The sequence below is a fragment of the uncultured Campylobacter sp. genome (assembly GCF_938030785.1).
In the GTDB taxonomy this organism is placed as follows: Bacteria; Campylobacterota; Campylobacteria; order Campylobacterales; family Campylobacteraceae; genus Campylobacter_B.
The window spans coordinates 1-12822 of the sequence record NZ_CALHIK010000112.1; the positions used below are offsets into that span (position 1 = coordinate 1).

At 48.4% G+C, this 12822-nt stretch carries 15 protein-coding genes; 10 read left to right on the forward strand and 5 right to left on the reverse strand.

Annotated elements, in window-relative coordinates; genetic code table 11:
• The 4 genes from Q0438_RS06390 to Q0438_RS06405 all read right to left on the reverse strand — a co-directional run.
• The coding region (locus Q0438_RS06390; protein ID WP_299188897.1) for a superoxide dismutase at window positions 1–575 on the reverse strand (575 nt) is incomplete at its 3' end.
• Entirely contained in the window at window positions 575–748 is a 174-nt protein-coding gene (locus tag Q0438_RS06395; protein WP_299188908.1) for a hypothetical protein, read from the reverse strand. The genes Q0438_RS06395 and Q0438_RS06390, both read right to left, overlap by 1 nt.
• Complete coding sequence (locus Q0438_RS06400; RefSeq protein WP_299188910.1) at window positions 741–2843, reverse strand: mechanosensitive ion channel family protein; 2103 nt, start codon at window positions 2841–2843, stop codon at window positions 741–743. Before Q0438_RS06400 ends, Q0438_RS06395 begins: the two co-directional genes overlap by 8 nt.
• Window positions 2840–3478, reverse strand: a complete 639-nt coding sequence (locus Q0438_RS06405; protein WP_297915444.1) for a carbonic anhydrase — start codon at window positions 3476–3478, stop codon at window positions 2840–2842. The genes Q0438_RS06400 and Q0438_RS06405 overlap by 4 nt, the downstream gene beginning before the upstream one ends.
• A 131-nt stretch (window positions 3479–3609) precedes the next feature.
• Between Q0438_RS06405 and Q0438_RS06410 the strand changes: the two genes are divergently transcribed.
• The 7 genes from Q0438_RS06410 (at window position 3610) to Q0438_RS06440 (ending at window position 9111) form a co-directional block, all read left to right on the forward strand.
• A complete protein-coding gene (locus Q0438_RS06410) occupies window positions 3610–4305 on the forward strand; it encodes a Bax inhibitor-1/YccA family protein (protein WP_299188913.1) in 696 nt (231 codons plus the stop codon).
• A gap of 94 nt (window positions 4306–4399) precedes the next feature.
• Window positions 4400–4921 carry a preprotein translocase subunit SecG gene (gene secG / locus Q0438_RS06415; RefSeq protein WP_299188915.1) on the forward strand — a complete coding sequence of 174 codons (522 nt, stop codon included), beginning with the start codon at window positions 4400–4402 and terminating at the stop codon, window positions 4919–4921.
• 101 nt (window positions 4922–5022) lie between these two features.
• A complete protein-coding gene (gene frr / locus Q0438_RS06420; protein ID WP_177389383.1) occupies window positions 5023–5580 on the forward strand; it encodes a ribosome recycling factor in 558 nt (185 codons plus the stop codon).
• 143 nt (window positions 5581–5723) lie between these two features.
• Entirely contained in the window at window positions 5724–7367 is a 1644-nt protein-coding gene (locus Q0438_RS06425) for a DUF4153 domain-containing protein (RefSeq protein WP_299188917.1), read from the forward strand.
• A gap of 51 nt (window positions 7368–7418) precedes the next feature.
• Window positions 7419–8030: an orotate phosphoribosyltransferase gene (pyrE, locus tag Q0438_RS06430; RefSeq protein ID WP_299188930.1), complete on the forward strand. Its 612-nt coding sequence runs from the start codon at window positions 7419–7421 to the stop codon at window positions 8028–8030.
• Window positions 8031–8125: 95 nt separating this feature from the next.
• Entirely contained in the window at window positions 8126–8551 is a 426-nt protein-coding gene (locus Q0438_RS06435) for an RDD family protein (protein ID WP_299188935.1), read from the forward strand.
• Window positions 8548–9111, forward strand: coding sequence for a ribonuclease HII (locus Q0438_RS06440; protein ID WP_299188937.1), 564 nt, complete (start codon window positions 8548–8550; stop codon window positions 9109–9111). Before Q0438_RS06435 ends, Q0438_RS06440 begins: the two co-directional genes overlap by 4 nt.
• Before the next feature lie 423 nt (window positions 9112–9534).
• On the opposite strand, the gene Q0438_RS06445 is transcribed toward Q0438_RS06440, so the two are convergent.
• Entirely contained in the window at window positions 9535–10308 is a 774-nt protein-coding gene (locus Q0438_RS06445) for a hypothetical protein (RefSeq protein WP_299188940.1), read from the reverse strand.
• A gap of 219 nt (window positions 10309–10527) precedes the next feature.
• On the opposite strand from Q0438_RS06445, the gene Q0438_RS06450 reads away from it, so the two are divergent.
• Genes Q0438_RS06450 through Q0438_RS06460 form a run of 3 tightly spaced genes read left to right on the forward strand, consistent with a single transcriptional unit; the run spans window position 10528 to window position 12734 of the window.
• On the forward strand, window positions 10528–11247 hold the full coding sequence (locus tag Q0438_RS06450; protein ID WP_298097576.1) for a TerC family protein: 720 nt from the start codon (window positions 10528–10530) through the stop codon (window positions 11245–11247).
• Between the two features lie 35 nt (window positions 11248–11282).
• Entirely contained in the window at window positions 11283–11462 is a 180-nt protein-coding gene (locus Q0438_RS06455) for a hypothetical protein (protein WP_299188942.1), read from the forward strand.
• A gap of 15 nt (window positions 11463–11477) precedes the next feature.
• Window positions 11478–12734, forward strand: a complete 1257-nt coding sequence (locus Q0438_RS06460) for a hypothetical protein (RefSeq protein ID WP_299188952.1) — start codon at window positions 11478–11480, stop codon at window positions 12732–12734.
• Window positions 12735–12822 lie beyond the last annotated feature (88 nt).

Here is a 12822-nt window from a genome sequence, read left to right on the forward strand (position 1 = left end):
TTGCGCGCATTTTGATGATCGGCATAATAGGCGTGCTCCCAAAGATCGCAGGCTAAAAGCGGAATTTTACCATGCACAATCGGCGTGTTCGCATTTTGCGTCGCGATGATTTCTAAATTCGCACCGCGCTCATCGCACACGAGCCAGCACCAGCCGCTGCCAAAAAGCCCCAGCGCGCGCTTTAAAAACTCGCTTTTAAAATTTTCCATCCCGCCGAAAGCCTGCGCTAAAGCGTCCGCGAGCTCGCCGCTAGGCTCGCTTGGCTGCGCGATGCAGTCGAAGTAAAAATCGTGGTTGTAAATTTCAGAGGCGTTGTTAAAAATACGGCTAAAACCTAGGCAGATCCGATAGAGCTTTAAAATTTGCGCAAAATCGCACTCCTCGCCGCGCGTATCCTTGAACGACTGCGTGATGATCGTAAAAAGATCCGCGTTTTGTATCGGCGTGTCCGCAATATCTCGATTTAGAGCGGAGACGTAGTCCTCGCAAAGCCCGCCGTGATGAAATTTCAAACTCTGCAAGCTCGCGATTTTATTCGTGCGCGGATCAAAAGGCAGCGCCCTGGATCTAAACACTAATAATCCTCGTCGCCGAAATTGTTATAATCGTTGAATCCGTCCTCGTCGTCGTAGCTGTAATCGTCCTCGTCGTAGTTGTAGCCGTAGTTCTCCTCGCCGCTAAGCAAGTCGTCGTCCTCGTACTCGTCCTCATTGAAGTCTTCATCTTCGAAATCATCGAAATCAGCCATCTTTGCCCTCCTCATTTTTATTTAAATTTGCGTCGTTATCATACTCGACTTTCGGAAATTTTTCAATATAAACGCTCTGAGACGGGAAGGCAAACGATAGCCCGTTTTGCTCCACGATCTCCATTATTTTAAATAAAATATCTTCTTTTGTTTGGACGAAATTCGCCCACACCACGGTCTTTGTAAAGCAGTAAACCAAAATATTAATGGACGAATCCCCAAAGCCGTCCAGCGCAACGAACAGCGTGCTTTTATAGCCAGCCAAATCATCGATAGAGACCATGTTTTGCCTGTATCTCATTCTAAAATCGCGAGAATTTAGCGCCGTATCGGCAGACTGCGCGATATCCGGGTGCGCTTTTAACATCTCTCTGATGTCGTTTACGCACTTTCGCAGTTGAGCCGCGCTCGCACCGTATTCGACGCCCACGGTAAGCTTTAAAATTCGTCCTACTTTTCTGCGGTTCCAGTTTTTAATATTTTGCGCCATTATGTTGGAGTTCGGCACAAAAACAAGAGCGTTATCAAAGGTTCTGATCGTGGTCTTTCTAAAGCCCGTTTCGACGACGTTTCCCTCCACGTCGCCCAATACGACCCAATCGCCTTGCGAAAACGAGTTATCAAACAGCAGCAGCACGGAGGAGAAGAAATTTGCGATAATGTCCTTGGTCGCAAACGCGATCGCAAGTCCGCCGATTCCAAGCGACGCCATAAGCGCCGAGATATCAAAGCCAAGGCGTTCTAGCACCAAAAGCGCGGCGATGATGACTACGATGACGTATAAAATTTTAACGACCAAATTTATAATGTCTTTTCTGACGCCTTTTTTCGTGATGTTTCCGAGCACGACGATACCGTAGCCGTCGATGATTTCGATTACGAGCCATGCCCAAAGCACCACGTAAACGATCGAGAATAAATTTGCAAATTTTATCGGCACAGGCGCCGGATAATAAAATATACTAAGACAGATATCGACCGAATAAGCAATCAGCAAAATACCCATCGGACGCTTGATAATGCCTACTACTTGCGTTTTTAGAGTTTCGCTATCCAGAGAAAAGCTTTTATTAAAGAATTTAAATACGAAATAGATGATGTTAGCAAGCAATCTGCGAAGCGAGTAGAAAAACAGCGTAATCAGCGTGATTAGAATGAACTTGCCGAAATTTACGTGGCTGAGTTTAAACGGAATTTTATCGTTGATATAATCGATCACCGATTTAAAATTTAGACTCGTAAAAACTACGTTAGTCGCGAGCAGATCGCTATTTCGCGCGAGATATTCAAGCACCTCGTCGTAAGTCTGCTTATCGTTTTTCAAATCGTTTATCTTGGCATCTAAGGCGTCCACCTGCCCTTGATTGCTTAGATTATTTTTCAGATCGGCAAGCTTGGAAAAATCCCTCGTTTGTAAATTTAATATCGTACCGCTTAGCTCGCTCTCCAGCTCGCTTCTATTGGCGCCGTTTACAAACATATTTTCAATCTTCATAAGCGAAGTATAAAAGATCTCCGACATCTCCATCTTTTCAAGATCCGCGCTCGCGTTGATATATTCGGCGGAATTTTGCCTTTTGGCGTATCTTTTAAGCGTGCTTTGGATGCTCTTTTTATTCTCAGCGTAGGACATCACCGCTTCGATATCCATATCTTGCTGCGTGATAGCAAAAGGCAGGCGATCGAAAAGCTTCGCTTTGTTTCTCTCGATCGCGTCCAGCTCGTTTTTGCTCGCATTTTTATCGCCGCTTGCAAGCAGGGAGTTTTTTTGTAAATTTAACTTTTTGATCTCGTTCACGACCGAAATCAGCGTCACGTCGCTTGCGCTTTTTTTCTGCGAAGTCTCGGTTTTAGCGACCTTTTCCGCGATTAGATCTATCACTTCGCTCTTGTTGCCGTCTTCGCTTCCCAGCGAGCCGGATAGGATTTTCGTTACCTCTTTTTTGATCTCGGTTTTATTGTGCTCGACCGTAGAATTTGTTTCGCTCGCGGCGGTCGAATTGCTCTCTACGAAATTGGTTAAATTTGAATCCTCCGCCGCACCCAGCGTAAATAAAAGGCAGCTTGCTAAAAAGCAGATTATCGATTTTTTCATAGCCCCGCTTCCTCGTTCAAAAGGGTAAAATGCGCCTCTTTTTCGTCGTAGTTAAACAGCTCGCCCGTCTCGATGACGTAATGCCAGCCGTAAATTTTAACCTCGCCGCTTTCATACGCTTCTTTAATCCCGGGAAAGCTAAGTAAATTCTGCATGGAATTTATGATGTTTAGCCGTTCGGCGATCCATTCACGCTTATCTGCGTTTAAATTTGGAATTTTTAAAATTTGATCCTTCACCGGCTGCATTAAATTTAGCCAGCGCACCACATTCGGGATTTTTTCAAGTTTTTTAGCGTCGTAAAACAGCGCCGCGCAGCCGCCGCAGTTGCTGTGTCCGCAAACGATGATATTTTTGATATTTAGCGAATACAGCGCGTATTCGATCGCCGCGGTCGTGGATACGTACTCCTCGCTGACGCGATACGGCGGCACGACATTTGCGATATTTCGCACGACGAAAAGCTCGCCCGGAAGCGTCGAAGTAATCAGGCTCGGTACCACTCGCGAGTCGGAGCATCCGATAAAAAGGGTATGGGGTTTTTGTTTGTTCGCGAGAGTGCCGAAAAGCTCGGCGTGCTCGGCGAAATTTTCTTCCATAAATTTAATAGCTCCGCTTATTAACTGGCTAGGCATACTTTCTCCTTAAAAAAGTCGGAAATTATATATCACTTTCATAAATAGATAGAATTTCGGAAATTTTTAATTATATATTTACCAAACTTTCGCTAAACTCCCCGCTCATAAACCATAAGAAGGAGACAAACATGAGTCTATATGACAGACGAAATTATGCGGACGGATACGAAGTATCTGACGCGTCGCTGGATCAAGGACGGATATCTAAGAACATCAAGGAAACCTATGCGCTTTTGACCGCCTCTATGGTCGCCGCTACTGCGGGAGCTTTCGTGGCGATGAATTTCGGCATTAGCCTAGCTCTTAATCCGATCGTATATCTAATAGTTTTGATGGGACTGATATTTGGTATGCAAGCAGCCGTAAATCGCGGCGCCAACACGATCGCGCTAGTTTTGCTTTTTGCATTTACCTTTATCACCGGTCTTACTATAGGCAAACTGATCGCTATATATATCGCAGCAGGCGCAGGCAGCGTAGTGACGCAGGCTTTCGTAACTACTGCAGTGGTTTTCGGCGCGCTTACCGTTTATGCGATGAACACCAAAACCCGCTTCGATTCGTGGGGCAAGCCGCTATTTATATCGCTTATAGCCATTATCGGTCTAAGCCTTTTGAACTATTTCTTTTTCAGAAGCTCTATGCTTGATCTAGCGATTGCGGCGTTTTCGGCTTTAGTCTTTTCGATGTATATCATCTACGATACTAAAAATATCATAAACGGCACCTATGCCTCACCTATAATGGCCGCCGTGAGTATGTATCTAAACATCTACAATCTCTTCCTTGCGCTGCTAAGAATTTTCGGCGCAAGCAGAGACTAAATTCTATGCACCGCTTCGTGCGGTGCACTCTTAACTTAAAATTTATAAATCTTTTATTATAATCGCGAATTCAATTTTTTCAAAAGGTTTTATAGTGACTACGTTATTTTTGGTTTTGCAGGTCGTTTTTGCCGTCATCATCACCGTTTCGGTCTTATTACAAAAAAGCTCATCCATAGGACTTGGCGCATACAGCGGAAGCAACGAAAGCTTATTCGGAGCAAAGGGTCCGGCGGGATTTTTAGCTAAATTTACGGCATTTATGGGAATTTTATTCGTGATAAATACGCTCGTGCTTGCATATTTCTATCAACAAGACGCCAAGACCTCCGTCGTAGATCGCGTAAAGATCGAAGCAAATGCTACTAAATCCGTGCCAAACGCCGTTCCGGGCGTGCCGTCCATTCCTAATTCCGGCGCAAAGTCTAATTTCGCTCCAACAAGCACCGAAGCGAGTCCAGTAAATAGTAGCGAGGCAAATTCAACAGCTCCGAAGATCGAAGCGCCCGTAGCTCCTGCGACCGATACTGCCGCACCTACCGAATCGCAAGCATCAAGCGCCGCAAGCGATACCAATGCGAGCGCCGCTTCCGCAGATCAAAACACAACCAAATAAACTCTAAATTTTAAAATTTAAAAGCGCAAAATCCGCGCTTTTAAATGCTATTCTTATTTTTTTAACGCTATAATTTCGCAAATTTTATTTAAAGGATTTGAATGCTAGAAGCTATCTACAAAGAGCAAAGAGCAAACGGCGATCGAGCTATCGAGGCTTTGAAAAAGGACTTTACGACGCTACGTACCGGCAAGGTGAGCGTGGCGATCCTAGATCATATTTTCGTGGATTATTACGGCTCGCAAACTCCGCTAAATCAGGTCGCGACCGTCCTTTCGACCGATGCGGTAACGATTTCAATCACGCCGTGGGAAAAACCGATGCTAAAGACGATCGAAAGCGCGATCGCAGCGGCAAATATCGGCGTCAATCCGACTAACGACGGCGAGAGCGTGAAGCTCTTTTTCCCGCCGATGACGGTCGAGCAACGCCAAGAAAACGCCAAAAAAGCTAAAGCGATGGGCGAGAAGGCCAAAATCGGCATCCGCAACGTTCGCAAAGACGCCAACGACGAGATTAAAAAGCTCGAAAAAGACAAAGCGATCTCCGAAGACGACGCTAAAAAGGGCTACGACGAGGTGCAAAAGATCACTGACTCTTACTCAAGCAAGATCGACGACGCAGTCAAGGCCAAAGAAGCCGAGCTTTTGAAGGTCTAAATTTCTAAAATTTTATCCTTTAGCCGCGCCGTTTCGCTCACGAAGGATTCGGCGTTTTATATGAGCGGGGCTGCGTCTGCTCCGCTTCGGCTCCAGTCCTTGGGGCCCGCCAAGCTTTACCGCAAATCACCGAAGGAGCGCATTTGCACTTTAATTTCATAAATTTACTCTTCCCGCGCAGCACGCCCCGGGACTCCGAGCCGCGCCGAGCTCTCATCGTGCAGATGCTCCATTCTTTTAAGCGCACCTTTAAAGCGCACAAGATCGAATCCTGCGTCATCATCGCTTTTTCCCTACTTTACGCCGTTTCGCCGAACTATATTTTAGAGGGCTATAGCAACGAGACGACCTCGCACGAAATTTACCTCCATCTGCCTCTATTTTTGATCGCGATCTATCTTTGCCGCCGCGCGAAGCTAGCCTATGCCGCAGCCGCACTGATCCCGATTGTAGGTACGCTTGCGCTGGTTTTATACGACCCAAACGGCACGCAGTCTTTAGTTTTATTCGTAGTAGCCTTCGTGCTGCTACTTAGCGACGGCTTTTTGAAAGAGAATGAAAACTTCGTCCGCGCCGCGCTGCGAAAACTCCTAAATTTAGCCCTAGCTGCGATCGTCGCACTTGTGTTTCTGCTCGTTTGCGTGCTGGTTTTTAACGGACTTGAGTATCTATTCGGGTTTCCATGGCCGCCGGAGGAAAAATTTTACACAATCTGCTTCTTTGCGCTTAGCTCGTGGATTTTTATGGCGAATGAGGATGAGCCGAAAGCCGTAAACGCCCAATTTTTAGAAAAAATTTTATATTTTTTGCTCACGCCCGCACTCGCGCTTTATACGATCATCCTTTACGCCTATATCGTGCGCATCGCGCTATTTAGCGGTCTGCCGCGCGGCGGAGTGGCCTACATCGTGCTTAACTACCTCGCCTGCGGCTTTATCTTGCAGGCGCTCTTTTTGGCGTCGCTACATCGCAGATGGGAGAAATTTTACCGCTTTTTCGCACTTCTTGCCGTAGCGCCGATCGCGCTTTTGTGGCTTGGTATCGCAGAGCGCGTCGGCGAATACGGCCTCACGCCGGAGCGAATATATCTTTGCGGACTAGCCGCGCTTGCGAGCGTCATTTATGCGATGAGGCTGAGCAAAATTCTATTTTCATACCGCACGGTTGCCGTTTTGTTCGTATCTGCTCTGATCGTGCTATTCTTTGTCATCGATACGAAGCAAATCACGCTATACTCGCAACTTCCGCGCTTTAATGCGCTCGTTAGCGAGCTAGGTATAACGCCGCAAAATTTTAAAACTCAACTCCGCAAGATCGACCAAGACAGCCTTAGCAAGCTACGCGACCTCGCGGGCACTATCAGAAGAAGCGGCGGCGAGTTTAAGCCTATCCCGCAGCTTTTGGACGATCAGGTCTACTCGAGCTATTCAAAATTTTATAGCAAAAACTTTTGGCTAAATTTAAACGTAACGCGATTTGATATTTCAAAATATAAAAGTATGATCGCCTTGGACGGTAAGGTTTACTGTAGCGCCAAATGCCGCATTACGGCGGACGGATTTGACGAGCAGATAGATGTGAACGCGCATCTTAGGCGCGCGCTGCAAGAAGCGGGAGCGGATCCGGATACCGAGCAAACGCAGGACTTCGTGCAAAAGCTCGCACCGCGTATTTTGCAGGTAGGAAGCGGAGGTCGTCTCATCATTTTCGAGCGCCTTAGCGTAAACTTCAGCGAGAGCGGCTATGAAGCAAGAAGCTTCGACGGCGCAATCGTTTTAGAAAAATAGTCTCTTAAGCGCGGTTGAGATAAAATTCCGCCAAATTTAGAAAGGAAAAGGATGGATTTAGAGCAAATTTACAGGGGTGCGGGCGCGTATCTGCAGGGGCATTTTCTGCTTTCAAGCGGCAACCACTCGGAATTCTATCTGCAAAGCGCCAAAGTACTTGAGGATCCGCAGCTCGCGGGACAGCTCGCAGACGAACTCGCCGCTATCATCGAAAAAGCGGGCGTGGAGTTTGATAGCGTCTGTTCGCCCGCGCTGGGCGGAATTTTAGCGGGCTACGAGCTAGCTCGCGCAGCAAAAAAGCGTTTCATCTTTACCGAGCGCGTAGATCGCGTGATGAGCCTGCGCCGCGGCTTTGAAGTGCATAAGGGCGAGAGATTTATCGTCTGCGACGATATCATCACGACGGGCGGCTCGGCGCTTGAGAGCGCGAGGCTCATCGAAAACCTCGGCGGCGAGGTCGTGGGCTTTGCCGCGCTTGCCAATCGCGGATTTTGCAAGGTCGCAAATTTAGCGGACAGTAACGCGAAAAAGGGTGCCAAGCTGCCTGCGGATAAGCCGTTTTTTGCGCTAGGCAATTTCGAGTTTGAAATTTACGAGCCCGCGACCTGCCCGCTTTGTGCCGCAGGAAGCAAGGCGATCAAGCCCGGCAGTCGCGGAAACTAGGCGCCGATTGCCGCTAACAAACCACAACGAGATTAAATTTTACCCTTCGGCTTTAGCGCGACGGAATTTTAAAATTTAATCCAAAACGGAGCAAAATGGCAAAACAAAAAGCTAAAATTTCACCGATCTTTCTGCGCGTAAAGGCCTTCATCGTCGATCTTTTCATCATCGCGATGCCCCTATTCTACGGCGTTACCTATCTCATCTTGGGCTCAAAGGAAGCTCTGTGGCGTAACCAAGCCGCGATCGCGCTTATCTGGCTCGCGTACGGCGCGATTTGCGCGGCATTTTACGCCCGCAGCGCCCAGACGCCGGGCTACAAGCTCGCTGGGCTTTATCTCATCGACATTCGCAGCGGACGCAAAGTAAGCTTTTTTAGGGCACTAGCTCGCTTTGGATGCTTCGTATTTGCAGGCTTTAGCGTCATCGGGCTTTTGATCTGCTTTTTTCGCAAAGATAGATTAAATTTACACGACCTGCTAAGCGGAGCCGCGCCCGTCGTGCGAAAGGACGCGCAGTGAGCGGGCAGATTTGCGGCATCGACGAGGCGGGGCGCGGCTGTCTTGCGGGTCCGCTTTGCGTCGCGGGCTGTGTGTTGCAGCGCGAGATCGCAGGACTTGCCGATAGTAAAAAACTAAGCGAAAAGCACCGCGAGGAGCTCTACGCCCAGATTATCAAAAACTCGCGCTACAAAATCGTCGAAATTTCAAGCGCACAGGTCGATGAGATCGGACTCAGCGCATGTCTAAGATCGGCGCTTGAGCAGATTCTCGCGTATTTTATGGGTTTTAGCGGACAGATCATCTACGACGGCAACGCAACCTTCGGCGTACGCGGGCTTCAGACGCTCGTAAAGGCCGACGCGCAAATCGCCGAAGTAAGCGCGGCGAGCATCCTTGCCAAGGTCACGCGCGACCGCACGATGCATGAGCTCGCGCAGCGCTATCCGCAATATGGCTTCGCGCAAAACAAAGGCTACGGCTCGTGCGCGCACATCGCGGCGATCGAGCGGTACGGACTCACGCCGTTTCACCGTGCAAGCTACAAGATCAAATCGCTGCAACCCTCGCTGTTTGATTAACGCAGCAGCAAGCTTGCTTTATCAGCGAGGAAAAACCGCCGATTTCAGCCGATACGATATTCGCTAGTTTTTGCCAGGCGAAATCCACTTTTTGCCTATCTAGCAATAATTTTAATAGCTCGCAGCCTGCGCTCTCGGCTATAGCCTACTCCTGCGCTGCTTGCAGGAATTTTATCTAAAACCGCAAACTCGGCTCGCTCGCTTATCCGCGCCGCGCAGTATGCTGAATAAAATTTAAAATTCCGCGCAGCGCAAATTCAGTCCGCACGCCCCAATAAAGCTTAAATTTAAATTTAGCCTTAACGACGAGAAGGCATCGCGCTTTAAATTTAAAATCCACGTAAAATTTTGAATGAAATTTTGTTATAAGAATGGCGGCTAAATTTTTAAAATTTCATCAAATTTAGCCGCGAGATGAGGTGCTTATTGCCTTTCGTAGAAGCCCGCAAGAATATTTTGTGGCTTCATTTTACTATCGGTATCCTCTTTTCCGTCTGCGGTAAGTTTAAATTTATCGGACAGACTTACGCTCTTGTCGGCATTTACGATGAAATTTAGCTCGACCGTAGCCTGCGACGGTGCGTCATTCTCTGATTTTTTAAGCCCAAGACTTGCATCATATTGGTCTAATGTTATCTGCGAGTAATAAACAGTTCTTTTTAGATTTCCTATAATATAGTCAATAGTTGTATCGCTTTTATTGCTATTTTCTTTTCGTAATTCCTCTTTTAATTTATCGTCGCAATCTACTAACCCGTTTTCATCATAGTATTCTATTTTACCTTTAGTTTTGAGGACTTCTTGAAATTTTGCTTCACTAAGTTTGCAATGTTCATTTGCCAACTTAAGCAGACCTTGCATATCATAAGCCTTACTTTCGTAAAGAGCCATAACACCATCTAAATATGTGTTTATCGTTTCTTGTTTAGATGATTTGAAACGCTCTACTTTACTTTCTTTCATTTTTACATTTATAGGTTCTACATCCACATCGCAGACCATTTTGACCGTCTTTAATCCGCCGTTTTCCTCTTTGCTCCACGTGATATTTTTGCAGATTTTCGAGCCCTCGATCGCCGTGCCGATACTCATCGACTTAAAATCGGGTAGAGTGTAGTTTTTTACGAGCCCTACCTCATCCTCACCGCATCCTGTTAAAATCAATGCCGCCAGCGCGGCGCCTAGTACATATTTCATCTTCGCTCCTTTGAGATAAATTTTGAAAATAATGCTACCCCCCCCTGCTTAAAAACGGGTAAATTTAGAGCTTAAATTTTAAAATTTCGCTGCCAAAATTCTACGCTCTTAATCTACGAAATTCCCCGCGCTGTTTCGCGCGCAAAGGCGGTAAAATTTAGAAATTTTAACCAAACTTTCGCTATTATCACGGCTTAAATTTTTACCCAAAGGAAACCGATGTTTGAATGGATCGCCTCACCCGAGGCATGGATCAGCCTGGCGACGCTCACGGGACTTGAGATCGTGCTTGGCATCGACAATATCATCTTTATCGCGATTTTATGCGGCCGCCTGCCCGAGGCGCAGCGCGGGCGTGCCCGTATAATCGGACTTGCGCTTGCGATGATCACGCGCATTTTGCTGCTTCTTAGCCTAAGCTGGATCATGGGGCTAACCAAACCGCTATTTAGCGTGCTTGCGCGCGATTTTAGCGGCCGCGATCTCGTGCTAATCGGCGGCGGATTGTTTCTGCTCGTCAAATCCACGCTCGAGATCCACTCCAGCGCCACCGGCGAGGCGCACGAGCATAGCGCTAGCGGCGGCAAGGCAAGCTTCGGCGGCACTCTCGTGCAGATCGCAGTTTTGGATATCATCTTTTCGCTCGACAGCGTCATCACCGCCGTGGGCATGGCGCAGCACCTGCCCGTGATGATCCTCGCAGTCGTCATCGCCGTGGGCGTGATGATGCTCGCTAGCGGCGCGATCGCGCGCTTCGTGGACGCAAACCCGACGATCAAAATTTTAGCGCTTGCTTTTTTGATCCTAGTGGGCGTCTCGCTGATCGCCGATGGGCTGGGCTTTCACATACCTAAGGGCTATATCTACTTCTCGATGGCGTTTTCGCTACTGGTGGAGCTCATCAATATCCAGATCCGCAAAAAATCCGCCGCGAAATAGGAGGAGCGGAATTTTGCGAGATCTGAAAGGCGCGCATGGGCTTTGCTAAATTTCTTTCGCCGCGACGTATCAAGCTTGCTCGCGGCACGGCTAGGGATTTGAAGCTACAGCCCGCGGCTGCAGACATAGCGAAATTTAGCTTTACGCTGGAGCGCTTGCGCTTTGCGGGAATTTTGGACTTAAAGCGCGACGGACTTTATCTGCCGATACGCTAGGGCGACGAGCTGGCGGTGATATATGAGGCTTCAAGCTCAAATTCCGGCCGCGGAGCTTTGAGGGGCTTAAATTCCGATCGCGAGGCTTCAAGCAGTGCCGATTTAAGCGGCGAAAATTCCGCAGAACGCCCTAACTGCGAAGTTTCAAGTAACGGAAATTCCACCGCCGCAAATTTAAACCGCGACGCATATAACGATACGGCGGCAAGTTCGCGCCAAAATTCTGCAGCATCTGATTTATCGGACAAAGATCGCAGCGGTATAAATTCCGCCGCTTTGGGTTTGATCCGTAAAGACTTAAGTGGCTCCCTATCTTTAAATTCTACCCGCGAGGAGCGCGGCGCTTCGGCAAACTCCGCCGCATCTCCGCTAGACTTTGTCAATCTAAGCCTAGGCGCGCAGCGCTGGAAGGACGCCGGTATCACGGCACTCGCCGCGATATTCGCAGCCTTCGGCGTAGCACTGACCGCGATGAGCATCTACTGTATAATCTTTATTTTTGAAAAGAACGATCCTGCGGTGGCGATAGCCCTACCCGTCCTCGCGCCTTTTGCGTATTGCAGCTTCAAGTTTATGCGAAGAGACTGGCGCGCCGCGAAGTTCGGACGCATATTTGCGGCTCTCGCGCACTCCAAAGAGCCCAAGCGAAGCGGCGAAGCGAGCGGCTACGCCAGCGGCGTGCGCGTGCTGCAAAGCGGCGACGTTTATTATTTTGGCTTCGCGCTGGACGGGGTATATTTATCGGGCGATAGCAAGCTGCAGATCGTCTCCGGTGCGCTACGTTCGGATCAAAATTTAGCGGAGCTTGCGGACGGCGAGAATTGCACGAAATTTAAAAATTTAGACGCAGAAAATTCCGTAAATTCTACGAACGTTAAGAATTTTACGAAATCAGCGAATTCCGCAAGCTCTGTAAATTCTACTAGCGTAGCAAATTCTATAAATTCCGCCAGCTCTGCCGAAGCCGCGCCACCCGCCAAGGCGAAGGACGCCCCGCAGAGCTTCGAGCTGCAAAACGGCGATATTCTCCGCACCCGCTACAAGGACTACCGCGTAAGCGGACTGTGGAACCAAAGCCGCAGCAGCGAGCTCGGCGATACGCGCAGCGGGCTTCGGCGCGTGATAGATTTTATCGCGAGCGTGGCGCTACAACTCGGTCTGCGTCTAGGCGGCGCGCTCGTGTTGACGCGGCTCGGCGATCACATCGGCGGCTCCTTCGGCAACGCCCTAAGCTTCATCGGATTTTTGCTGCTGCTTAGCCTTATGCTTTGAAAGGCGAATTTCAAACGGCAGCCTCGCGGAATTTTGCAACTTCAAGGAATTTCAAATTTCGCAATTTCGCAGAATTCCGCAGCGAGCG